This is a genomic window from Methylobacterium pseudosasicola, assembly GCF_900114535.1.
Lineage (GTDB): Bacteria > Pseudomonadota > Alphaproteobacteria > Rhizobiales > Beijerinckiaceae > Methylobacterium > Methylobacterium pseudosasicola.
Genome location: NZ_FOTK01000033.1, coordinates 33,869 through 57,361, shown reverse-complemented (window position 1 = coordinate 57,361; position 23,493 = coordinate 33,869). Strand labels below are relative to the sequence as shown.

16 protein-coding genes and 1 pseudogene are annotated in these 23,493 nt (G+C 68.2%); 7 read left to right on the top strand and 10 right to left on the bottom strand.

What is annotated here, in order from left to right; genetic code table 11:
* Positions 1-765, top strand: coding sequence for an amino acid ABC transporter ATP-binding protein (locus tag BM228_RS24975; protein ID WP_280142351.1), 765 nt, complete (start codon positions 1-3; stop codon positions 763-765).
* 65 nt (positions 766-830) lie between these two features.
* Here BM228_RS24975 and glnT read toward each other — a convergent pair whose 3' ends face one another.
* The 6 genes from glnT to BM228_RS24945 all read right to left on the bottom strand — a co-directional run bounded on the left by glnT (position 831) and on the right by BM228_RS24945 (position 7,372).
* Complete coding sequence (gene glnT / locus BM228_RS24970; protein ID WP_092044826.1) at positions 831-2,138, bottom strand: type III glutamate--ammonia ligase; 1,308 nt, start codon at positions 2,136-2,138, stop codon at positions 831-833.
* A gap of 74 nt (positions 2,139-2,212) precedes the next feature.
* Positions 2,213-3,541, bottom strand: coding sequence for an FMN-binding glutamate synthase family protein (locus tag BM228_RS24965; protein WP_092044824.1), 1,329 nt, complete (start codon positions 3,539-3,541; stop codon positions 2,213-2,215).
* 14 nt (positions 3,542-3,555) lie between these two features.
* Entirely contained in the window at positions 3,556-4,242 is a 687-nt protein-coding gene (locus tag BM228_RS24960; RefSeq protein WP_092044823.1) for a GltB/FmdC/FwdC-like GXGXG domain-containing protein, read from the bottom strand.
* Between the two features lie 35 nt (positions 4,243-4,277).
* Entirely contained in the window at positions 4,278-5,186 is a 909-nt protein-coding gene (locus tag BM228_RS24955; RefSeq protein WP_092044821.1) for a class II glutamine amidotransferase, read from the bottom strand.
* 103 nt (positions 5,187-5,289) lie between these two features.
* The gene (locus tag BM228_RS24950) at positions 5,290-5,976 is read right to left on the bottom strand and encodes a helix-turn-helix domain-containing protein (RefSeq protein ID WP_092044820.1); all 687 of its coding nucleotides are present in this window, start codon (positions 5,974-5,976) and stop codon (positions 5,290-5,292) included.
* A 64-nt stretch (positions 5,977-6,040) separates the two neighbouring features.
* On the bottom strand, positions 6,041-7,372 hold the full coding sequence (locus BM228_RS24945) for an NAD(P)/FAD-dependent oxidoreductase (protein WP_092044818.1): 1,332 nt from the start codon (positions 7,370-7,372) through the stop codon (positions 6,041-6,043).
* Between the two features lie 958 nt (positions 7,373-8,330).
* On the opposite strand from BM228_RS24945, the gene BM228_RS24940 reads away from it, so the two are divergent.
* Positions 8,331-10,304 carry an aconitate hydratase gene (locus BM228_RS24940; protein ID WP_092044817.1) on the top strand — a complete coding sequence of 658 codons (1,974 nt, stop codon included), beginning with the start codon at positions 8,331-8,333 and terminating at the stop codon, positions 10,302-10,304.
* A gap of 184 nt (positions 10,305-10,488) precedes the next feature.
* A complete protein-coding gene (locus tag BM228_RS24935) occupies positions 10,489-11,838 on the top strand; it encodes an MFS transporter (RefSeq protein ID WP_092044815.1) in 1,350 nt (449 codons plus the stop codon).
* 135 nt (positions 11,839-11,973) lie between these two features.
* Here the strand turns inward: BM228_RS24935 and BM228_RS35520 are convergent, their stop codons facing one another.
* Positions 11,974-12,180, bottom strand: coding sequence for a hypothetical protein (locus tag BM228_RS35520; RefSeq protein ID WP_244537300.1), 207 nt, complete (start codon positions 12,178-12,180; stop codon positions 11,974-11,976).
* A 150-nt stretch (positions 12,181-12,330) separates the two neighbouring features.
* Between BM228_RS35520 and BM228_RS24925 the strand changes: the two are divergent.
* The 4 genes and pseudogenes from BM228_RS24925 to BM228_RS24910 form a co-directional block, all read left to right on the top strand.
* Positions 12,331-12,546: pseudogene (locus tag BM228_RS24925) on the top strand (IS5/IS1182 family transposase); the annotation flags it as partial.
* A gap of 647 nt (positions 12,547-13,193) precedes the next feature.
* Positions 13,194-16,124: a response regulator gene (locus BM228_RS24920; protein ID WP_244537299.1), complete on the top strand. Its 2,931-nt coding sequence runs from the start codon at positions 13,194-13,196 to the stop codon at positions 16,122-16,124.
* Between the two features lie 31 nt (positions 16,125-16,155).
* Positions 16,156-16,515, top strand: coding sequence for a response regulator (locus BM228_RS24915; protein ID WP_092044812.1), 360 nt, complete (start codon positions 16,156-16,158; stop codon positions 16,513-16,515).
* A gap of 46 nt (positions 16,516-16,561) precedes the next feature.
* The gene (locus tag BM228_RS24910) at positions 16,562-17,593 is read left to right on the top strand and encodes an adenylate/guanylate cyclase domain-containing protein (protein ID WP_092044811.1); all 1,032 of its coding nucleotides are present in this window, start codon (positions 16,562-16,564) and stop codon (positions 17,591-17,593) included.
* A 613-nt stretch (positions 17,594-18,206) separates the two neighbouring features.
* Here BM228_RS24910 and BM228_RS24905 read toward each other — a convergent pair.
* The 3 genes from BM228_RS24905 to ptsP are packed head-to-tail and all read right to left on the bottom strand — an operon-like array spanning position 18,207 to position 23,481.
* Positions 18,207-19,952 (bottom strand): fructose-specific PTS transporter subunit EIIC, encoded by a 1,746-nt coding sequence (locus BM228_RS24905; protein WP_092044809.1) that lies wholly within the window; start codon positions 19,950-19,952, stop codon positions 18,207-18,209.
* Between the two features lie 47 nt (positions 19,953-19,999).
* Positions 20,000-20,944, bottom strand: a complete 945-nt coding sequence (gene pfkB / locus BM228_RS24900) for a 1-phosphofructokinase (RefSeq protein ID WP_092044808.1) — start codon at positions 20,942-20,944, stop codon at positions 20,000-20,002.
* Positions 20,941-23,481, bottom strand: a complete 2,541-nt coding sequence (ptsP, locus tag BM228_RS24895) for a phosphoenolpyruvate--protein phosphotransferase (protein ID WP_092044806.1) — start codon at positions 23,479-23,481, stop codon at positions 20,941-20,943. Before ptsP ends, pfkB begins: the two co-directional genes overlap by 4 nt.
* Positions 23,482-23,493 lie beyond the last annotated feature (12 nt).

Here is a 23,493-nt window from a genome sequence, read left to right as displayed (position 1 = left end):
ATGGCCGGCACACCGTCCCAGGGCTGGACGCCCGATCAGCCGATCGTCCGCCTCGTCGACGTGCACAAGTCCTTCGGGACGTTCGAGGTGCTGAAGGGGATCAGCTTCGATGTGCGCAAGGGCGAGGTGGTCTGCATCATCGGCCCCTCGGGGTCCGGCAAGTCCACGCTGATCCGCTGCGTCAACGCGCTGGTGCCGGTCACGGCGGGCTCGATCCGGGTCGAGGGGATCGAGGTGACAGATCCGCGCCTCGACAAGCTGGCGCTGCGCCGCAAGGTCGGGATGGTGTTCCAGCAGTACAATCTGTTCCCGCACAAGACCGCGCTGCAGAACGTGATGATGGCCCCCATCCACGTCCTCGGGCAGGACAGGCGCGAGGTCGAGGCCCGGGCTCGCGCCCTGCTCGCCAAGGTCCGGCTGGCCGGCAAGGAGGACGCCTATCCGGGCGAGCTCTCCGGCGGCCAGCAGCAGCGCGTCGCCATCGCCCGCTCGCTCGCGATGCGGCCCGACGTGATGCTGTTCGACGAGGTCACCGCCGCCCTGGATCCGGAGACGGTCAAGGAGGTGCTGGTGACGATCCGGGAACTCGCCGAGGAGGGCATGACGTGCATGCTCGTCACCCACGAGATGAACTTCGCCCGCGACGTGGCCGACCACATCTACTTCACCGACCGCGGCGTCATCGTCGAGCACGGGCCGCCCGCGACCTTCTTCGCCTCCGCGAAGGACGAGCGGACGCGCCGCTTCCTCTCGCAGGTACTCTGACTGATCTTTGAGGAGGCGCCTGCGCCGAGAGGACAGACCAGGAGCGCATCGCCGCGGACATCGCGTCAGATATCGAGAGTCGTCTCGCGCTCCCAGGCGGTGAAATGGGCGCAGAAGCTGTCCCACTCGCTTCGCTTCAGCTTGAGATAGGCGGAGGAGAAGGCGTCCCCCAGGTTCGTGCGGAGGGACTCGTCGGCCTCGAAGGCGCGCAGGGCGTCCAGCAGGTTGAGCGGCAGGCGCGGGGCGCCGGTGATGGCGTGGCCCTCCCGGTACATGTCGACATCACTGTGCGGCCCGGGATCGGCCGCGTGCGCCAGACCGTCGAGGCCCGCGGCCAGGATCGCCGCCTGAAGCAGGTAGGGATTGGCCGCGCCGTCGGGCAGGCGCAGCTCGAACCGCCCGGGTCCCGGTACCCGCACCATGTGGGTGCGGTTGTTGCCGGACCAGGTCACGGCGTTCGGCGCCCAGGTCGCCCCCGAGATCGTACGGGGTGCGTTGATGCGCTTGTACGAATTGACCGTGGGGTTGGTGATCGCGGCGAGTGCCGGGGCGTGCCGCATGATCCCGCCGAGGAAGTGCCGTCCCCGGGCCGACAGGCCGAACGGCATCTCGGGATCCGCGAAGGCGTTCTCGGTCCCGGCCGCGTTCCACACCGAGACGTGGCAGTGGCAGCCGTTGCCGGTGAGGCCGGGGAACGGCTTCGGCATGAAGGTCGCCCGCAATCCGTGCCGCTCGGCCACCGACCGGACCATGAACTTGAAGAAGGCGTGCTTGTCGGCGGTGGCCAGGGCGTCGTCGTATTCCCAGTTCATCTCGAACTGGCCGTTCGCGTCCTCGTGGTCGTTCTGGTAGGGCTTCCAGCCGAGCGCGAGCATGTGGTCGCAGATTTCGGCGATCACGTCGTAGCGGCGCATCAGCGCCTGCTGATCGTAGCAGGACTTCTCCGCACGATCGTGGTGGTCGGAGATCGCCGCGCCGTCCGGCGCGAGCAGGAAGAACTCCGCCTCGACGCCGGTCTTGACCCGCAGACCCTCGGCGGCGGCCCGCGCCACGAGTTGCTTGAGCACCACCCGGGGCGCCTGGTCGACGGGGGCGTCCGCCATGGTGCAATCGGCCGCGACCCAGGCCACGTCCGGCTTCCAGGGCAGGCGGATCACCGAGGCGGCGTCCGGCATCGCGAACAGGTCGGGATGGGCCGGGGTCAGATCGAGCCATGTGGCGAAGCCCGCGAAGCCCGCACCGTCGCGCTGCATGTCGCCGATCGCCTGCGCCGGCACCAGCTTGGCGCGCTGGCAGCCGAACAGGTCCGTGTAGGAGATCATGAAGTAGCGTACGCCGTGTTCGGCGGCATAGGCGGAAAGGTCGGTCGTCACGGCAGCCCCCCTGAGCGCGGATCGGTAGGTGCCGACCGCGCCCGAACCGGCGCGACCGGCGGGGTTGAAGGGCCTTAGAAGCCCGCTTTGCCCGGGTACCAGTCGGTGCCGGCGAGGGGCACGCGGGCCATGGCGGCGGCCTCGAGGGTCAGCGCCACGAGGTCTTCCGGCTCCAGATTGTGCAGGTGGTTGTGGCCGCAGGCGCGCGCGATCGTCTGCGCCTCCAGGGTCATGACCTTCAGGTAGTTGGCCAGCCGCCGGCCGGCGCGCACCGGGTCGAGGCGGGCCATCAGCTCGGGATCCTGTGTGGTGATGCCCGCGGGGTCGCGGCCCTCGTGCCAGTCGTCGTAGGCGCCCGCGGTCGAGCCGAGCTTGCGGTATTCCTCCTCGTAGGCCGGGTCGTTGTCGCCGATGGCGACCAGCGCGGCGGTGCCGATCGAGACCGCGTCCGCCCCCAGCGCGATGGCCTTGGCGACGTCGGCGCCTGAGCGGATGCCCCCGGAGATCACGAGCTGCACCGTCCGGTGCAGGCCGAGATCCTGCAGCGCCTGCACGGCGGGCCGGATGCAGGCCAGCGTCGGCTGGCCGACATGCTCGATGAACACGTCCTGGGTCGCGGCCGTGCCGCCCTGCATGCCGTCGAGAACGACCACGTCGGCGCCGGCCTTCACGGCGAGGGCGGTATCGTAATAGGGCCGCGCGCCGCCGACCTTGACGTAGATCGGCTTCTCCCAGTCGGTGATCTCGCGCAGCTCGCCGATCTTGATCTTCAGATCGTCGGGGCCAGTCCAGTCCGGGTGGCGGCAGGCGGAGCGCTGGTCGATTCCCTTGGGCAGGTCGCGCATGGCGGCGACCCGGTCGGAGATCTTCTGGCCGAGCAGCATGCCGCCGCCGCCGGGCTTGGCACCCTGGCCAACCACCACCTCGATGGCGTCGGCGCGCCGGAGGTCGCGCGGGTTCATGCCGTAGCGGGAGGGCAGGTACTGGTAGACGAGGATCTCGGAATGGCCGCGCTCCTCGTCGGTCATGCCGCCGTCGCCGGTCGTGGTGGAGGTGCCGGCCAGCGTCGCGCCGCGGCCGAGAGCCTCCTTGGCGTTGGCGGACAGGGATCCGAAGCTCATGCCGGCGATAGTGATCGGGATCTTCAGCGCGATCGGCTTCTTCGCAAAGCGTGTGCCGAGGGTGACCCCGGTTCCGCAGGTCTCCCGGTAGCCCTCCAGCGGATAACGCGACATCGAGGCGCCGAGGAACAAGAGGTCATCGAGATGGGGGAGCTTGCGCTTCGTGCCGCCGCCGCGGATGTCGTAGATGCCGGTGGCCGCAGCCCGGCGGATCTCCGCCATCGTGTGGTCGTCGAAGGTCGCCGACTTGCGCGGCGGCATCGGCGGGTTCTGGTAAGTCATACCCGGTCTCCCGCTCAGTAGGCGTCGGCGTTGTCGATGTTGAAGCTGTAGAGCTGGCGGGCCGAGCCATAGCGCCGGAACTCCTCGGGCCGGGCGTCCGTGACCCCGGCCCGGTCCAGCAGGAGCGCCAAGTGCTCCAGATGCTCGGGGCGCATCGGCTTCTCGATGCAGTCGGCCCCGAGGCTCTTCACGCTGCCGCGCACGAACAGCTTCGCCTCGTAGAGCGAGTCGCCCAGCGCCTCGCCGGCATCGCCGAGCACCACGAGGGAGCCGGACTGGCCCATGAAGGCCGACATGTGCCCGATCGAGCCGTGCACGACGATGTCGATTCCCTTCATCGAGATGCCGCAGCGCGAGGCCGCGTTGCCCTTGATGACGAGGAGGCCGCCGCGTCCGGTCGCCCCGGCATATTGCGAGGCGTCGCCCTCGATCACGACGGTGCCGGCCATCATGTTCTGGGCCACACCCGGGCCGGCCGAGCCCTGCACGGTCACGATGCCGCCGTCGTTCATGCCGGCGCAGTAATAGCCTACCGAGCCGCGCACCGTGACGGTGACGGGGCCGTCGATGCCGACCGCTACCGCGTGCTGGCCGCGAGGGTTGAGGACTTCGAAGGCGGTGTCGTTGGCGCCGGCGGCGACGCCGTGAAGGGCCTGATTCAGGTCGCGCAGCGGCGTCGTCGCCAAATCGAAGACGGGCATGGACGAGATCCGTGATGAGAGGGCGGCGGCGCGGCTCAGGCGGCCTGCCGCTGGTCCCAGAAGTAGACGGTCGCCGGCTCGGGCTCCCAGACGCGGGCGGATTCGATCCCCGGCAGGCCGACCAGCGCCCGGTATTCCGAGCCGAAGGCGACGTAGCGCTCGGTCTCGGCCATGATCGCGGGCTTGCAGGCGATCGGGTCGCGCAGTACCCCGAAGCCGGATTTGGTGCCGACCACGAAGGTGAAGAACCCGTCCAGATCCTCCAGCGCCCCGGCGAGCGCTGCGCCGAGGTCTCGGCCCCGCGCCATCGCGGTGGTGAGGTAGGCGGCTGCCACCTCGGAATCGTTCTGGGTCTCGAAGGCCATGCCGTTGCGGGCGAGGCTCCGGCGCAAGTTGTTGTGGTTCGACAGCGAGCCGTTATGGACGAGGCACTGGTCGGCGCCCGTCGAGAACGGGTGCGCGCCCATCGTGGTCACGGCCGATTCCGTCGCCATCCGGGTATGGCCGATGCCATGGGTGCCGGACATGCCGGCGATGCCGAAGCGCGCGACCACATCTCTTGGCAGGCCGACTTCCTTGTAGATTTCGACGCTCTCGCCCGCGCCCATCACGCGCAAGTCGGGGGAGAGGTCCTTGAGGGCCGCGCGCGTCGCCCCGAGCCGGTCAGTCCCGACTGTGATCACCGCGTGCGTGCTCTTCACGGCAACGCGCGCGCTGCCGCCGGAGATCTCCGCGAGACGCTGCTCCAGCCCGGCGAAATCCGCCTCGGGCCGGGCCGACTGCACGGTGATCTTCGACTGGCCGGAAACCGGCGCCCCGTAGATCGCGAGACCCGCCGAATCCGGCCCACGGTCCGTCATCGTGACGAGCATGTCGGCGAGCAGCGCGCCCAGCCGCGGCTCCAGGGTGGGGTCCTTCAGGAACAATCCGACGATGCCGCACATGGCACCACCTCCGTCGCGGGTACGCCCGAACCATAGGCGCGCTTCGCAGCAAAAATCAACCTTCAAGAAATAAAATTTCTTCCTGGGAATGGTATCAGTGAGGTCAGGCCGTGGTGCCGGATTGCGGATAGGCGATCACCGAGAGGTAGCGGGCTGGCAGCACGAGCAACTCCGCCGGGCCGTGCGGCGCGTCGGCATCGAAGAACAGGCTGTCGCCCGGCTGCATGTGGAAGTGCCGGTCCCCATGCCGGTACAAGACCTCGCCCTCCAGCATGTACAGAAACTCCATCCCGGTGTGCTGGAAGGTCGGGAACACGTCCGAATCGGTCGTCAGTGTGATCAGGTACGGCTCGACCGTCACGCCGCTGGTGTTCTCGTGAATATGGCCGAGCAGGTTGTACTGGTGCCCGGCTCGCGTGCCGCGCCGCTCCAGCTCGATCCCCTCTCCGGCCTTGACGAAGACCGCGTTGCGGACCTCCTCGAAACCGCGGAAGAAGCCGGTGATCGGCATCCCGAGGGATCGCGCGAGCAGTTGCAGCGTCGTCAGCGACGGCGAGATGTTGCCGTTCTCGATCTTGGACAACATCCCGGGCGACAAGCCCGTGGTCGCAGCGAGGTCGGCGGAGGTAATGCCCAGCCGTTTCCGGCGCTCGCGCACCGCGTGGCCGATCGCCCGTTCGAGGTTGTTCTCCCGCGGCTCGCGGAGAGCGTGCGGATCCTGCGACAGGACCGGCTCGCGCGTCGGCTGGTTGGTATCACCCGCCGTCCGGTTCGAAGAGCCTGACGGCATGACGGAACCTTCTCCGGTGATGCGGGCTCCCGCCACGCGGCCTTGAGGGCGCCGTGCCGCGGCGTCAGACGCCTGTCAACGGCACGATCTTCGAGCCGTCCGAGAATCGCGAGAACCGGAAGGCTTTCGGATCGACCACTGGATGGGAACCGGTCACGAGGTCGGCGGCGAGGCGTCCGGCGCCGGGCCCGAGGCCGAAGCCGTGCCCGGAGAAGCCCGTGGCGACGACGAGACCGGGCCGCTTCTCCACCGGCGAGATCACCGGGACGGCATCCGGGGTCACGTCGATGAGTCCAGCCCAGTGCTGGGCGACCCGCGCCCCGGCGAAGACTGGTAAGGCCTTGGCGAGCTGGGCCAGCGCCCGGTCGGCCATGGCGGCGTCCGGCTGGGGATCGAGGATCCGGGTCTTCTCGAAGGGGCTGAGCTCGCCCGCCCGCGGACGCTGCGACTCGCGCCATTCCTGGACGAACCGGCCGCTGATCCGCGGCCGCAGGGCCGACCATTCCATCTTCAGGGCCGGCAGGAACTGGCGCAGGAACCGGAAGCTGTCCGGCGTCAGGTCGTAGATGTTCGCCGCGAGCGTCGAGATCGTGTAGCCGCCGTCGGCACGCTTGCGCACCGAGAAGTCGGGCCCGCGCACGGTCACCTCCGGGCCACCGGCGAGGGGCTCGGTGCGCAGGACGGAGTTCAGCACCTTGAGCTGCGGCAGGGTCACGCCGATGCCGCGCAGGAGGAGCCGCGACCACGCTCCGCCCGCCACCACCACCGCGCCCGCCGCGATCCGCCCGCGCTCGGTGATCACGCCGCTGACCGTTCCGCCGGTCGTCTCGATGGCGCGCACCGCACAGTGCGTGAGGATCGTCGCGCCCCGGGCCTGGGCGGCGCGCGCGATGGCCGGCGCGGCGCACTGCGGCTCGGCCCGGCCGTCCGTTGGCGAGTACAGGGCGCCGTCGTAGGCGAGATCCATATCGGGCACGAGGTCGCGCACGCTGGCATTCTCGATGGCCGAGACGCGCAATTGCGTCCCCTTGAGGTATTCGAGCCAGGCGAGGTTCTTGTCTCGGAAAGCGGCGCTGTGAAACGGCACGACGATGCCGCATTGCCGGTAGCCGACGTCATGGCCCACCCGCTCGGCCAGCCCCTTCCAGAGGCGGATCGAGGCCGCCATCAGGTCGATCTCGCGGGGATCGCGGCGGGACAGGCGCACCCAGCCCCAGTTACGGCTCGACTGCTCCCCGGCGACGACGCCCTTCTCACAGAGGACGACGGACAGGCCACGCTCGGCGAGCTCGAGGGCAGTCGAGACGCCGATAATGCCGCCGCCGACAACAACGACGTCGGCGCGCTTCCGCCATTCCGGCGACGGCTCCACGGGATCGACGACAGGTCCGGGCATGTGGGGCTCACTTCAGAACGTACCGGAAAGCGACCGCGAGGATGGAGCTGCCGACCCTGCGTGCCTACGCCCAAAGAGACGCTTTTTTGTCCCGATAGGACATCGCGAGTCATTCAGCAGCCGATAGGAGTTCGCTGGATCCCACGCTTCGAGATGTCGGAGTCGCGGAAAAGCAGGGAGGCCGGCTAGCCAAATCGAGGAGTTCGGCCGATCCACATTGGCCTGTCCTGGAGCGTGCCGTATCCACTCTCTCTGAAACCGCTAGGCCTCAGCCGAGCCATCGCTCTGGACACCGGGACGACGAGCTTAGTGGGCATTGTCCACACAAGCTAATAAATTTAGGCAAACCAGCTCATCGGTGCCGAGCGCGGCTGCCAAACGCGTTACGAACCTCCATCCCTGCCGCTGTTCGACCACGACTCTCGGGGTGTGCCTGCCGAGACCGGTTCGGCATTTATCCTACGCGCGGGAAAGCCTGCCGTCGTCGGTATCATCCCGGCCCCGGGATCGCTCGTCGGCGTGCTCACGGTACGGGATGAATTGGCCGATACGATCGCCATAGGTCTCCTCCAGGATCAGCTCTTACGGTCAAGCATGATGGCAGGATGAAGCTGCGCATTCCGGTCTCAAGCAGGAAGCCGGCGGAGAGTGATAACAGCTCGGTGCATTCGTGAGCTGCTGCCGCTAAGGGAGCCGGGGCGGTGGTCGTCCCGACCCCTGACGCACGCGCCGCACGGATCCGCACCCCCGGCCCGAGATGGATCGCGGAGGTCCGGCGATCGACTAGTCTTCACGCCATCTCTTCGCCGAGGGACGAATTTTCGCCACGATGAACACAATTCCACCGGTGTAACCGCCCCGTCTGTCGCACTGTTCGCGCGCCACTACTCTGATCGCAACACCACGGAACCGGGCGCCGGCCCGGCGGACCGTGGGCAGGACAAAGGGAGGCGGCCCGGTGGCGTTGAACCTGACGCAGAAGCTGGTCCAATCGCACCTCGCCGAGGGCGACCTCACGCCGGGCGGCGAGATCGCCCTTCGGATCGATCAAACGCTCCTGCAGGACGTGCTCGGCGGTCTCGTCATGCTCGAGCTGGAGGCGATGGGCGTCGAGCGCGTCAAGGTCGGGCTCGCGGCGCAGTACATCGATCACAACCTCGTCCAGAACGACCAGCTCAATGCCGACGAGCACATGTTCCTGCGCTCGGCCTGCCGCCGCTTCGGCGTATGGTACTCGCGGCCCGGCAACGGCATCAGCCATCCCGTCCACATGCAGAGCTTCGGCAAGCCGGGGCAGACTTTGGTGGGCTCGGACAGCCATACGCCCGCGGCCGGGTCGCTCGGCATGCTCGCCTTCGGAGCGGGAGGCGTCGAGGTGGCGCTCGCTATGGCCGGTGAGCCGCTGCAGCTGCGCATGCCCCGGGTGTGGGGGGTCAAACTCACCGGGACGCTGCCCGACTGGGTGAGCGCCAAGGACGTGATCCTGACGCTGCTCGGCCGCCACGGTGTAGAAGGCGGGTTCGGGCGGATCATCGAATATTACGGGCCGGGCCTGGATGGCCTGACCGCGATGGACCGGCACGTCATCGCCAATATGGGCGCCGAGATGGGCGCAACGACGAGCGTATTCCCCTCCGATGCTGCGACGAAGGCCTTCCTCGACGGCGTCGGGCGCGGCGGCGACTGGACGCCGCTGGCGGCTGACGAGGGCTGCGCCTACGACGACCACGAGGAGCTCGACCTGTCATCCCTCGTGCCGATGATCGCCAAGCCGTCCAGCCCGGGCCACGTCGTCCCGGTCTCGGAAGTCGCCGGCACCGAGATCTACCAGGCTTATATCGGCTCCTCGGCCAATCCGGGATTCCGAGACTTCGCCGTGGCGGCCGCGATCGTGAAGGGCCGCAACACCCACGACCGGGTGTCCTTCGACATCAATCCCTCGACGCGAGACGTGCTAGAGACGCTGATCCGAGACGGCCAGCTCTCCGACCTGATCCACGCCGGTGCGCGGGTTCACCAGGCCGGGTGCAACGGCTGTATCGGCATGGGCCAGGCCCCGGCCTCGGGGCGCAATTCCCTGCGGACGGTGCCGCGCAACTTTCCTGGCCGCTCGGGAACCCGCGAGGACAGCGTGTTCCTGTGCAGCCCGGAGACGGCCGCGGCCTCGGCGCTCACCGGCGTCATCACCGATCCGCGCACGCTCGACATGCCCTACCCGCGGATCATGCCGCCCGCGATGGTGCCGGGCAACACCACGATGCTGGTGGCGCCCTTGGCCGAGGCGGAGGCCCGGGCGGTGCGGCTGGAGAAATCCGAAAATATCACGACGCTGCCCGACCTCGGTAAGCTTGGCGCCGACATCCGCGTGCCGGTGATGCTGAAGACCGGCGACGATATCTCCACCGACGACATCATGCCGGCGGGCGCCCGGGTGATGCCCTACTGGTCGAACATCCCGAAGACGAGCGAGTTCACCTTCGAGCCGATCGACTATACCTACCCGAAGCGGGCGAAGCAGGGCGGCAAGGAGCGCGCCGGCCACGCCATCGTCGGCGGCCTGAACTACGGCCAGGGCTCGAGCCGCGAGAACGCCGCGCTCGCGCCGCGCTACCTCGGCCTGGAGACGGTGCTGGCCAAGAGCTTCGCCCGGATCCACTGGCAGAACCTCGTGAATTTCGGCGTCCTGCCGCTGACTTTCCAGGATCCGACCGACTACGACCGGCTGGAGCTCGGCGATACGGTCGCGATCGCCGGAATCGCCGACGCGCTGGCGGCCGGAAAAGAGGTCACGGCGACCGTCCGCGGGGGCAAGGAGACGATCCGGCTGCGCCACGACCTGTCGCCGCGCCAGATCGAGATCCTGCTCGCCGGCGGGGTCATCAACTGGCTGCGCGGGCGCATCCAGTCCGAGCCCACCCGCACTGTCGCCTGATGTTCGCGGTTCCCATTCGGGGCGGGGCGGCCCTTCGCGTCAGGCGCCGGCGGTGGTCGCGCCGAAGGCTATGTGCGGGACGTGGTGAACACGGGTGGCACCTGTGGGCCCGCGACATGACAATTCAGGCTAAGGGCTGCCCCGAGGGCGGTTCGGAAGCACCACGCCGTAGGAGGAGAACGGTATGAGGGCGGGCGAGGTGCTGCTGCGCGAGGACGCTGACGCGCCATGGTATGCGGGACTGACCCCGCGCCACTGGCGCATCCTCTGGGGCAGCTATCTCGGCTGGATCTTCGACGGCTACGAGGCCGTGGCCCTGGTCTACGCCCTGCGGCCGGCGCTGAACACCATTCTCACCCCCGAGCAGGCCCAGACGCCGGCCTTCTACGTGGGCGCGGCCATCGGCATCACCCTCCTGGGATGGGGCCTGGGCGGACTGCTTGGCGGGATTGCGGCCGACTATATCGGCCGCAAGCGCATGATGATGTTTTCCATCCTGGGCTATGCGATCTTCACCGGACTGACCGCGTTCGCGGAGAGCTTCACGCAGCTCGCGATCCTGCGGTTCATCACCGGGCTCGCCATCGGCTCCGAATGGTCCACCGGCATCGCCCTCGTGGCCGAGACCTGGCCGAACCGGGCGCGACCGAAGGGCTGCGGCTTCCTGCAATCGGGCTTCGGCGGGGGCGCGGTGCTCGCCGCCATCGTCTGGGCGGTGCTCGCCGCGACCAACCCGATGGGCGACCAGTCCTGGCGGATCATGTTCGCGTTGGGGGCACTCCCGGCCTTCGTCTGCCTGTACCTGCGAAGGGCTCTCGAGGAATCGGAGCAGTGGCTGCAGGCGCTCAAGGCCCAGCGCTGGGCGGCCACCACCGAGGATGCCGGCACCACGGCCAAGACCGCGCGACGTCCGTTCACGCTGGCGGAGATCTTCCGGGAGCGGGAGAGCCGCCGGCGGGTGCTCCTGGCAACCGCCATGTCCTTCGCGACCACGGTCGGCTGGTGGGCGGTGTCCTCGTGGCTGCCCGCCTATACCGAGGGGCTGGCCAAGCTCGCTGGCGAGCCGGCCAATGTCTGGGGCCCGCGCATGGGCATCATCTACAATGTCGGGGCGATCACGGCCTATCTGATCTCGGGCTTCGTCGCCGACGCGCTCGGACGGCGGGCGTTCCTGCTCGTCACCTATGTCGGCTGCATCGTCACCTCGCTCGCCTGCTATCTCTGGACCGGCGGCCTGGTGCCGTTCATGGGACTGGCCTTCCTCAACGGGTTCTTCACCCTGGGCTTCGCCTTCTCGTGGATGGCAATCTACCTCGTGGAGCTGTTCACGCCGGCGGTTCGGGCGACGGCGGCGAGCTTCGTGTTCAACGGCGCCCGGCTGATCGCCTGGATCTTCCCGATCATCGCCGGTCAGATCGTGACCTCATTCGGCGGCGTGGCCGCGGCGGCGCTGACGATGTCAAGCGTCTACCTCCTCGGCCTGATCATCCCCTGGTTCATGCCGGAGACCACCGGACAGCCGCTGCCGGAATAGTGCGGCGGCTCGCGGGCTCCCGACGAAGACGGGGCGCACCCAAAAATGCCGAGCGCTCCCGCGTCGGACATCCGAAGGGCGAAGCCCTGGCTGCCGTCCCTCCGCGCAAGCTCAGCGACGGCAGCCAGCGTATGACTACCGCGTGCGGCCAGGCGGAAGGATGATTGCCGTGTCCGGGTCGGAGACGTCGCCCTCCTGCTGCTGATCGAGGGTCAGCTTGGCTGCCAAATCCGGCGTTTGCCCGTTCTGCAGTTGCTGCTCCGCTGCGACCTGCTTCTCGCGCGCCTGCTCCGGCGTCAACTCGCCGCGCATAACGGCCCGGGCCAGGTTCAGGCTCAGCACGTTCTCGGCTTCGCTCGCACCGAAAGCGCTGAGCGTCCCCGCGTCCGGTCGGGGAACACGCTGCCGTTGAAGGTCGCAACTGCGCTGTAGAGGTTGAGCGGCACCCGGTAGGGCAGGCTCTGTTCCAGGACGTCGCTGTGCTTGGCCGGGAAGCGCTGGGTGTACGAAAGCGTCCTCGACGCGACGCAGGGCCGACTCGACCGGATGCCGGACGCGATGAAGGTCCGTCGGCAGGCCGTGGAACACCCGTTCGGGACCTTGAAGGCCTGGATCGGAGCGACCCAATTCCTGACCCGGACCCTGGCAAAGGTCAGAACCGACATGAGCCTCCACATTCCGGCCTACAACAGGAAGCGGATGATTTAGATCTTCCGTGTCGGCCCGCTGATCGCGGCCATCCCGGCTTGAAGGCCAACGCTTCGATCCGTGACGCTCCCACGCGTTTGCGACCGGTGTCGGTAGAGCCTCCGTCCTCACACGGCCTCCACCCCGAACGGTCATTCCGGTATCGACCCCTATAAGCCCTCCCGATGGCCCTCGCCGTTACCCGAAAGTGGCCATTCGTCGGCAACTTCGGCTCAGAGTGGCTTCCTACCAGTCCGGTTTTGAGTAGCAAAACTGGAAAAAGACGCTTGCTGCGAGAGCGACGCTTGGCGGCTTCGCGGTCGTTCTACCAATTCGAGGGCTTTAGAGCATTTTTAAGCCCGGACCTTGGAAAGAAGCGCTGCTCCTCCGTGCAACAAGAATCTCGACTATGTTGCGGTACGCGTTCCCGCGATCCGGGTACCACCGGGGTCTCATCCTCAGCGATACTCTTCCGAGTTCCAAGGCCCCTCGTCGGCGAGAGTGCGGCTGTTCGGCGAACCCTATCTGCAGTCTTGTCATTCGATGGAGCATATTGCATTCGCGCATCCGGCACGGCCGATGCGCGTGATATTGTGGTCGCCGAACTTTCGTTCCAGGGTGGTTTTTTCAGATCTCGCCTCAGTTATATCAACAGATGACGCTGGCTCATGTCCGAGAGAGACCCGAGCTTCGAGCGTCAGATGCGCGAGGCGGCAGGGCACGAGATGGTAGCCTTCGATACGGAGATGGCGCTGGGTGACGGCGAGCGTCAGCGCCTGATCGAGGCGATCGAGAGTAGTTCGGACGGTTTCGCTCTGTTCGATGCCGAAGAGCGCCTCCTGCTCTGCAACACTCATTTTCGCCAGCTTCATCCCGGCCTCATGGGCAAAATCGCTCCGGGCGCATCGTTCTCCGCGATCGCCCGAGCGGCCGCGGAACGCTGCATCGTCCGGGATGAGGGCGTCACCATCGAAGCGTGGCTCGAAGCTCGGCTCTCCCGCTACCGCAATCCCCGCGGCCCGATCCTCCAGCAGCAGATCGATGGGCGCTGGATACAGATCAACGAGCGCAGGACCCGGGACGGCGGGACTGTCGCGGTCTATACGGACGTCACCGGGATCATGCGCACCGAGCAGGCTCTGCTCGCGACGCAGGGGCGGCTGACCTACCTGCTAACCGCGTCGCCCTCGATGATCTGCAGCTTCGAGGTGGGCGGCCGGAACGCTCCGACCTTCATCAGCGAAAACGTGCGCGACCTCCTCGGTTACGAGCCGAGCGATTATCTCGCGGGCCCGGAATTCTGGCTGGACCGGCTTCACCCCGAGGACCGCGACCGGGTCCTGGCTGAATTCCCTCGCCTGCTGGCCATGGGCCACAACGTTATCGAGTACCGGTTCCTGCGGAAGGACGGGACCTATCGGTGGGTCCGGGACGAGCAGCGCCTCGTCCGCGGCCCGGACGGCGAACCCGTCGAGGTCGTCGAATCCTGGAGCGACATCACCGAGCGCAAGGCGTCCGAGTTCGCGCTTCGCGAGCAGACGGCCTTCGTCGAATTGCTGCAGGTGACCGCGGCCGCAGCCAACGAGGCCCTCACCGTCGAGGACGCCGTACGGTTCTGCCTGGATCGGGTCGCTGCCCATACCGGGTGGCCGCTTGGGCACGCCTACGCCCTGGCCGAGGACGGGAGCGGAACCCTGGTGCCCACCGGCCTCTGGCACGCAGATGCGCCGGAGCGCTTCGCACGCTTCCGGACCGTCACGGCCGACACGCGGCTTTCCGCCGGCATCGGGCTGCCGGGGCGCGTCCTGACCTCCGGCGCGCCGGTCTGGGCCCTCGATGCCGCACCGGAGCCCGGCCTGCCCCGGGCCGAGGCCGCCGCCGCGGACGGCATCCGGGCCGCGTACGCCTTCCCGGTCACGATCGGGCGCGAGGTCGTCGCGGTGTTGGAGTACTTTGCGTGTGAGGCGCAGGCACCGGATCCGGCGCTGCTCAAGGTCATGGTCAATATCGGCGCGCAACTCGGGCGGGTGATCGAGCGCAAACGCGCGGAGGAGAACCTGCGTCAGGCCAAGGTGGCCGCGGAGAACGCGAGCCGGGCCAAGAGCAGCTTCCTCGCCAACATGAGCCACGAGCTACGGACGCCGCTCAACGCCATCATCGGCTTCACCCGGCTGGTGATGCGCCGGGCCAAGGACGTCCTGCCGCAGAAGCAGTTCGAGAACCTGGAAAAAATCCTGACGAGTTCCGAGCACCTGCTGTCGCTGATCAATACCATCCTCGACCTCGCCAAGGTCGAGGCGGGCCGGATGGAGGTGAAGGCGTCGACATTCGCGCTCGAGCCCACCCTCGATCTCTGCCTCCGCACGGTCGAGCCCCTGGTCAAAAGCGAGCGCGTGCGGCTGGTGAAGGACGTGCAAGGCTTGCCGGAAACGGTCTTCACCGACCAGGAGAAGCTCAAGCAGATCCTCATCAACCTCCTCAGCAACGCCATCAAGTTCACCGAGGCCGGCTCGGTCACGCTCCGGGCTCGCGCCGTCGAAGACCGGATCACGCTCGCGGTGTCGGATACGGGTATCGGCATCCCGGATGCGGCGTTGACCGTGATCTTCGAGGAATTCCAGCAGGTCGATAACTCCGCGAGCCGCGCCCACAGTGGCACCGGGCTCGGCCTCGCCATCAGCCACCGCCTGGCCCGGATGCTCGGCGGCGACGTCGCCGTGGAGAGCCGGGAGGGCGAGGGCTCGACCTTCACGCTTACGATCCCGCAGCGGGTCGAGGGGGCCATTGAAGTCCAGCCTGGCCTACAAGCGCCGGCGCCCGCGGCGGACCCTGCGCCCCGGACCGGGTCCCGACTCGTGCTGGCGATCGACGACGACCCGAACGTCGTCTACCTGCTGAAGGAGAACCTGTCCGACGCGGGCTACGACGTGGTCGGCGCGCCAAACGGCGAGGACGGCCTGCGAAAGGCGCGCGAGCTCCAGCCCCGCGCCATCACCCTCGACATCATGATGCCGGGCACGGACGGGTGGCAGGTGCTGCACGCGCTCAAGACCGATCCGCTGACACGCGAGATCCCGGTCATTCTGATTTCGATCGTCGACCAGAAGGAACTCGGCTACCGTCTCGGCGCCAGCGATTACATCGTGAAGCCGTTCGAGCGGGAATCGCTGATCGGCGCCCTCGGGCGCGCAGCGCCTAACAGCGAGCGCATCCTCGTGGTCGACGACGACCCGAACGTGGTCGACCTCGTCCGCCAATTGATGGACACCGAGCGCTGCACGATCGACTGGGCCCCCGACGGCGTCGCAGGTCTCGAGCGCATCGCCCAGGCCTGCCCGAGCGTGATCCTCCTCGATCTCCTCATGCCGGTCATGGACGGCCTCACTTTCCTCGACCGTCTTCAGGCCGACCCCGTCGGCCGCACGATCCCCGTCGTCGTCCTGACGGCGGCGTCACTGAACGCGGCCGATCAGGGCATGCTCCGCGAGCGCGTGCGCGGGCTGATCGACAAGCAGGGCCTCGACCGCGATGCCCTGGTCCGAGAGGTCCGGCGGGCATTGCCGCTGACAGAGAGCCCGGTGGCCGAGGCGGTCCGATGAGCGCCGCCGCAGCCTTCGAAGGGGTGGCCGGATGAAGACCATCCTGATCGTCGAAGACGTCGAGCTGAATCGCGATCTGCTGACGCAGCTTCTGGAGGACGACTACACGCTGGTGATCGCGGTCGACGGCGGTGCCGGCGTCGCGATGGCCGCCAGCCACGCTCCGGATCTTATTCTGATGGACCTCTCGCTGCCGGTGATCGACGGCTGGGAGGCGACGCGGCGCATCAAGTCCGATCCGGCGACAGCGCGCATTCCCATCATCGCGATCACCGCCAACGCCATGAGCGGCGACGCGGACAAGGCCAGGGCGGCGGGCTGCGACGACTTCATGACGAAACCCGTCGACGAAGATCTGCTGTTCGCCAAGCTGCGGCATTGGCTCGACTGAGCGCGGGCGACCCCAAAGCGGCTTCGGCCCGGAGAGAGCGAGACCCGTGGACCCAGCGCGCATCCTCATCGTCGACGACGAAGCCTTCAACCTCGACCTGCTGGAGCAGGAACTGGAGCTTCTCGGGCACGCGAGCGTCCGAGCGGCGAACGGGCGCGTGGCCCTGGATCTTCTCAACGCCGAGCCGTTCGACCTAGTCCTGCTGGACGTGATGATGCCGATCCTCGACGGCTACGCCGTGCTGGACCGCATCAAGGCGCATGATCGGCTGCGTCATACCCCGGTGGTCATGATCTCGGCGCTGACAGAGATCAGCAGCGTCGTGCGCTGCATCGAGATGGGCGCTGAGGATTATCTGCCGAAGCCGTTCGAGCCGGTGCTGCTCGAAGCCCGGGTCCGCGCGTGCCTCGACAGGAAGCGCCTCCACGATCGGGAGATGGCGCATCTCGACGCCATCGAGCACCAAAGGAAGCGCGCCGACGAATTGCTCCACGCGATCCTGCCCGTTGCGGCCGTAAGCGAGTTGATGACGACCGGGCAGGTCAAGCCCCGGCTCTTCGACGATGTCGCGGTGCTGTTCATCGATCTCGTCGGGTTCACGGCTTGGTGCCATGCCCAGAGCCCCGAAGCGGTCGTGGCCGAAGTCCAGCGTCTTGCCGAAGCCTTCGAGGTGGTGGCACACCGGCACGGCATGGAGAAAATCAAAACGATCGGTGATGCCTTCATGGCGACCGCTAACCTCTTGTCACCCCATGCCGACCCGGTGACCGCGGCCGTCCGCTGCGCGGAGGACATGGTCGCCATCGCAGCGGATGGCTCCACCGGCTGGCGGATCCGGGCCGGTATCCATATCGGCTCGGTCGTCGGCGGCATCGTCGGCCGATCCAAATTTACCTTCGATCTCTGGGGCGACACAGTGAACGTCGCCGCGCGTCTCTGCACGCTCGGGGACGGATGTGCCGTTCACCTATCGGAGGAGGCCTCCAGTCGCGTGCAGGACGGCGGCGCGATCCGCTCCGTCGGCAAAATCGCTCTCAAGGGCAAAGGCGAGTGCGAGGTCTATTGTTGCGATTTGTAACAAAGTTCTCGTTGATGGAATAAGGCAATTAATACTTGAAATCGACATGCGAACGAAGGAGTTAAACATCACCAAGGAATAATATTATACCGTCGATTATGGATCTATCATCACGTTCCATTTCGGATATTGATCGTTGTCGTTAGTACGGCTATGGTGATTTAGATTTCGATTTTCCGCGGCGGCCTGAAATTTCAAAGTCCACTTTCCATACTGAGTCGCAATTTTGGACGGCTTCGGATCGGCGTCGAACGATGCTCCCTCCTACAGATCTGATGAAGTCATCGTGGCTTCGGTCAAAATGCCCTGAGAGGTGGGGCGCGATCAGCGCCAATCATGACCCCACTCAAAGTTAAATTTTTGTCCTTCCATAAAATGATTATCGACAGTTATGCCAAGATTTTGGATCGACACCGATCCACAATTCTCGCTTCATCTCCAACTCCTCTAGTCCCAGTTGGTCCTCCCGATCAGCCCGGTCCAACGTTAGCTGGTCAGGCCAGTCAACCGGTCTCGAAGCGTTGCCAAGCCTGCGGCCTCCGATCGTTGCTTGAGGAGGGAGCCTTTGCCGTCGCTGGGGGCACCTCAGACGCCTCTTGATCTCCGGCGGGAGCTACTCAACGCCACCCTCGTGGAGCGGACCGATCCGGCCCTTCTTGAGGACACCGATCATCAGCGCGGTGATGACGGTGCCGGCGGTCAGCGCCAGGATCGCGGCGCCGAGATGGGTGACCGCGTTCGGGATCGGCAGGATGAACAGTCCGCCATGAGGCACCTTCAGGGTGACTCCGAGGGTGAGCGCCAGCGCCCCGGCCACGGACGAGCCGGCCACCAGGGCCGGGATCACCCGCAGCGGATCGGCTGCCGCAAACGGGATTGCCCCCTCGGTGATGAAGGCCGCGCCGAGCACGGCGGCGGCGCCTCCGGCCTCGCGCTCCGGGGCCGTGAAGCGACCCGGGAACAGGCGGGTCGCCAGGGCGAGGCCGAGCGGGGGCGTCATGCCGCCGAGCATCACCGCCGCCATGGGCGCGTCGACCCCTGAGGAGAGCAGGGCCGCGGCCGAGGCGTAGGCGGCCTTATTGATCGGGCCGCCCATGTCGATCGCCATCATCCCGCCGAGCACGAGGCCGAGGACGAGCGCGCTCGCCCCCTGCATGCCCTTGAGCCAGCCGGTCAGCGCCGCGAGCGCCGCCGCCACGGGCACACCGACCACGTAGATCATCAGCAGGCCGGTGATCGTGGTCGCGAGCAGCGGCAGGATCAGGACCGGCTTCAGCCCCTCCAAGGTGCGGGGCAGCCGGATATACCGGTTGAGAAAGCGCGCCGTGTAGCCGGCGATGAAACCCGCCGCGATGCCGCCGAGGAAGCCGGCCTGGAGGTTCGCCGCCAGCATGCCGCCGATCATGCCGGGGGCGATGCCCGGGCGGTCGGCGATCGAGTAGGCGATGTAGCCGGCCAGCGCCGGCACGATCAGCGCAAAGGCGCCCTTCGCGCCGATCTGGCCGAGCGCGTAGCCCAGCGTGCCGGCATTGCCGGGCGCCATGGCGTCGATGCCGCCGACCGCGAAGGCGAGCGCGATGAGCAGGCCGCCCGCCACTACGAAGGGCAGCATGAACGAGACGCCGGTCATCAGGTGCTTATAGGCGCCGGCCTGCCGCTCGGCCGCCTCAGGGCGTGCCGGCGCGGAGCCGGCCTCTGCCCCTTCTGCCGGCTGAACCTTGGCCTCTGCCAGGGCCGTCGCGATCAAGCCCTTGCCGTCGCGGATCGCCGCCTTGGTGGTGGCGGCATAGACCCGCTTGCCGGCAAAACGCGCCCGGTCGACACCGGTATCGGCGGCGATCAGCACCAAATCGGCGTTCGCGATCTCGGCTTCCGTCAGGGTATCGCGGGCGCCGACCGAGCCTTGGGTCTCCACCCGGATCGCGTGGCCGAGCGCCTCGGCCGCCGCCTGGAGACCCTCGGCCGCCATGAAGGTGTGGGCGATGCCGGTCGGGCAGGAGGTCACCGCCACGATTTTCTTGGGATTGGCCGAAGCCGCCAGACCGGCCGGCGCAGCGGCCGTGTCGGCCAGGGCCCGGTCGAGCACGCCGTCCACGTCGGTGAGCACCTCCTCAATCGCCGCATGTGCCTTCCGGAGCGCGCCGAAGCGGCCGGCACCGAGATCGCCGGCGCCGACCAGCAGCACCGCCCCGGCGTCGCGGATCGCATCCTCCGGCAGCGGGTTGGCGCCCGGGGCGCCGCGCAGTTCCAGGGCGACCGGCTGGTCGCGCCGGGCCGCCGCTTTGCGGAGCGTCTCCACCGCCAGGACGGCAAGGGTCGAGCGTTCGCCGCCTTCGACCACCGCCAGCAACCGCGCCATGGTTTCCTCCCTATTTTTGAGTCGCTTACGCTGATCCGGGACCGCGCTCAGTTCAGCGGCTCGACCCGGATCGTCCGGGCGATGGCCTCGACAGCGTCGCGCGGGGGCAGGCTGGCGCCCTCCTGGGTGAGCTTCCCAGCCGCGAAAGCGAGGGCGAGCCGGGCGGTGCCAGTGAGATCCAGGCCGGCCTCGAGAGCGGCCACGAGTCCGGCCACCAGGGCGTCGCCCGCTCCGACCGTGCTCGTCACCTGCGTCGCGGGCGGATGGGCGTGAACGACGCCGTGCTCAGTGAGGAACAGCGCCCCCTCAGCCCCGAGGGACACCGCCACCATCGGGATGCCACGCGCCCGCAGGAGAGAGGCCGCCTCCCGCACGTCGCCGATCCCGGGAAGCGGCCGGCCGGCCCAGTCCTCCAGCTCATGCCGGTTCGGCTTGACTGCGTAAGGCAGCGGATCCGCCGCCAGCGCGGCGGTGAGGGCGTCGCCGGAGGCATCTAGGATCACCCATGCGCCCCGGGTCTTCAGGAGTCGGGTGAGATCCGCATAGGTCCCCGGCGGCAATGATCCTGGCAGGCTTCCGGCCAGCACCACCAGGGTGCCGGGCTTCACCCGCTCAAGCAAAGCGGCCTGAGCCTTCGCGAAAGCCTCACCCATCACCGCGAGGCCAGGCTGGTTGATGTCGGTGGTGTCGCCGGAGTGCCGGTCCAGGAGCTTCAGGTTGGTCCGGGTCTCGCCCGGGATCCGGATGAAGCCGTCGGCGATGCCCTTCGCGACGAGCACCTGGTCGAACGGGCCGGCATTGTCGGCGCCCAGAATTCCGGCCGCCATGACCGATAGCCCCCAATCCGCCAAGCAGCACGCGACGTTGACGCCCTTGCCGCCGGCATGGGCTGTCACGGCACGCGCCCGGTGGACAGTGCCGGGCACCAGGGCGTCGAGGATGACAGTCTGGTCGATCGCCGGGTTCAGGGTGAGGGTGATGATCGCGCTCATGCGGCTTCCCCCGGATCCAGGGCGCGCACCGCGGCGGCGTCTTCCTGGTCGCAGGCGCGGGTCGCGAGCGCCTTGAGCGCATCCATCTCCGCCGCGCGCAGGCGTGCCTTGACGCCGGGCAGGTCGCGCGGGGTCATCGACAATTCGTGCACGCCGAGCCCCGCCAGTAGGCAGGCGCCGAACGGATCGCCGGCGATGCCCCCGCAGACGCCGACGAAGCGCCCGTGGCGCGCGGCGCCTTCGCAGGTCATGCGGATCAGCCGCAGCACCGCCGGGTGCAGGGAATCGGCCTCCGGGGCCAGCTCGGTGTTCTGGCGGTCGATGGCCAGGGCGTATTGCGTAAGGTCGTTGGTGCCGATCGAGAAGAAGTCGCAGTGGCGGGCCAACGCGTCGGCTTGGATCGCGGCGGCCGGTACCTCGATCATGATGCCGAGCGGCACCGGCGGCGCGCCGATCTCGGCCCGGATGCCCTCGGTGATCGCCCGCAGCCGTAGCACCTCCGGCACCGAGGTGATCATCGGCATCATGATCAAGAGCGGCGCCTCCTGCCCGGCCGGGGCGCCGGGGCCGATATGGTCCCGGGCGGCCCGGTACAGGGCGCGCAGCTGCGGCTCCAGCAGGTCCGGCCGGCGCAGGAGCAGGCGGGCGCCCCGCACGCCCAGGAAGGGGTTCTCCTCCTTGGGCAGCCGCAGGTGCGAAACCTGCTTGTCGCCGCCGATATCGAGGGTGCGCACGATCAGCGGGCGCCCGTCGAGGGCCTTCAGCATTGCCCGGTAGGTAGCGTACTGGTCGTCCTCGCCGGGCGTCTCGCCCCGCTCCAGGAACAGGAACTCGGTGCGCATCAGGCCGACGCCCTCGGCACCCTGGTCGAGGGCGAAGGGTACCTGCTCGGGATTGTTCACGTTCGCGCCGATCGCGACAACGTGGCCATCCCGGATGCGGGCAGGCAAGGCGCGCTCACGCGATTCGGCCTCGGCCTGGGCGGGCTGCCGCTCCCGCCAGGCTTGCGCCGAGGCGATGTCGGCCGCGCTCGGGTCGAGGTAGAGACGACCGGTGGCGCCGTCGAGGATCGCGTCCGAGCGGTTGGCGAGGGCCAGCAGGCCGGGGCCGCCGGCCACGATCGCTGGAATCCCAAGGGTGCGCGCCAGGATGGCGGTGTGGGAAGTCGGACCGCCCTGGGCCGTGGCGAGCCCTAGCACCCGCGCCGGCTCGAGCCCGGCCGTGTCGGAGGGGGCGAGGTCGGGGGCGATCAGGATGCAGGGGCGGTCCGGCAGGTCGTGACCGCTCTTCAGGGCCGGATCGATCTGCGCCAGCACCCGGCGGCCGACGTCGCGCAGGTCCGCGGCGCGCCCGGCGAGCACCGGATTGCCCAGAGCTGCGAGCTGGTTGGCGATGCGGTCGACCGCCGTATTCCAGGCATAGGCGACGCCGTGCCCCTCCACCATCAGCTGGCAGGCCAGGGTGATCAGGTCCGTGTCGGCGATCAGCTCGGCCTGCGCCCGGAAAATGCCGGCATCGGCCTTGCCGAGGCGCCGCTCGGTGTCGTCGGCCAGCGCCTTCAGCTGGTCGGCGGTGGCCCCCAGCGCCCGGTGCAGGCGGTCGCCCCCGGTGGTCAAGGGCTCGGGCTCATCCGGGACGACGATCTCCGCGCCGGCCAGGACGTGGATCGGCCCGATGGCGATGCCGGGGCTGGCCCCGATCCCGGCAATGATTTTGGGCGCATCGGACGGGTTCCAGCCGGCGACCGGCCCCGCGGCCTTCGCGGCGGCCTCGGTCGCCCGCTGCGCTGCCGCCTTCTCGCCGGCGCTCAGGCCCGTGATCGCGGCGCAAACCCTGGCGAGAGCCCCAGCCTCGTCGTCACCTTCAGCGGAGATCGTGACCGTATCGCCGCAGCGCAGGCCGAGCTGGAGCAGGCCGATCAGACTCTTGGCGTCGGCGACCTGCGCCTCGTGGCGGACCTGGATCCGGGCCGGACAGGCTTTTGCCACCTCGACCCAGCGTGCGGCAGGCCGGGCATGCAGGCCGGCGGGATAATCGACGGTCCAGTCGAAGCGCTGGCGCAGGTCCGTCACCGGGCCGGAGACGCCGGTGGCGGCGTCCTCGGTGAGCGCCGCGACGAGGTCGGCCTCGCGCTTCGTGGTGCGCAGCCGCTCCAGCCGCGCCTCGTCCTGGATCAGGCGGGTGAGGCGGCGCAGCACCGTGATGTGGGTATCGGACTGGGCCGCGATGGCAACAACGAGATAGGCCACCTGTCCGTGGTGCCAGAAGACGCCCTCCGGCACCTGCAGTACCGCCAGCCCGCTCTCCCGGACGAAGTGCCGGTCGTCGACCATTCCGTGCGGGATGACGACGCCGTGGCCGAGATAGGTATTCGCCACCGCCTCCCGGCGCAGCATGCTCTCGCCGTAGGCCGCCTCGATGCAGCCGGAAGCGGCGAGGAGCTGCGCCGCTTCGCGGATCGCCGCCTCCTTGGTGGCCGGCTTGGCCGCCATCCGCACCAGGAGGCGCGGCTCACGGTTCGGTGTCGGTGCGAGCATGGCGCGCTCTCC

Coding starts and splice junctions, on each gene's coding strand:
- BM228_RS24975 (WP_280142351.1), top strand. CDS start 1: ATGGCCGGCACACCGTCCCAGGGCTGGACGCCCGATCAGCCGATCGTC.
- BM228_RS24965 (WP_092044824.1), bottom strand. CDS start 3,541: ATGACTTACCAGAACCCGCCGATGCCGCCGCGCAAGTCGGCGACCTTC.
- BM228_RS24960 (WP_092044823.1), bottom strand. CDS start 4,242: ATGCCCGTCTTCGATTTGGCGACGACGCCGCTGCGCGACCTGAATCAG.
- BM228_RS24955 (WP_092044821.1), bottom strand. CDS start 5,186: ATGTGCGGCATCGTCGGATTGTTCCTGAAGGACCCCACCCTGGAGCCG.
- BM228_RS24950 (WP_092044820.1), bottom strand. CDS start 5,976: ATGCCGTCAGGCTCTTCGAACCGGACGGCGGGTGATACCAACCAGCCG.
- BM228_RS24945 (WP_092044818.1), bottom strand. CDS start 7,372: ATGCCCGGACCTGTCGTCGATCCCGTGGAGCCGTCGCCGGAATGGCGG.
- BM228_RS24935 (WP_092044815.1), top strand. CDS start 10,489: ATGAGGGCGGGCGAGGTGCTGCTGCGCGAGGACGCTGACGCGCCATGG.
- BM228_RS24920 (WP_244537299.1), top strand. CDS start 13,194: ATGTCCGAGAGAGACCCGAGCTTCGAGCGTCAGATGCGCGAGGCGGCA.
- BM228_RS24915 (WP_092044812.1), top strand. CDS start 16,156: ATGAAGACCATCCTGATCGTCGAAGACGTCGAGCTGAATCGCGATCTG.
- BM228_RS24905 (WP_092044809.1), bottom strand. CDS start 19,952: ATGGCGCGGTTGCTGGCGGTGGTCGAAGGCGGCGAACGCTCGACCCTT.
- pfkB (WP_092044808.1), bottom strand. CDS start 20,944: ATGAGCGCGATCATCACCCTCACCCTGAACCCGGCGATCGACCAGACT.
- ptsP (WP_092044806.1), bottom strand. CDS start 23,481: ATGCTCGCACCGACACCGAACCGTGAGCCGCGCCTCCTGGTGCGGATG.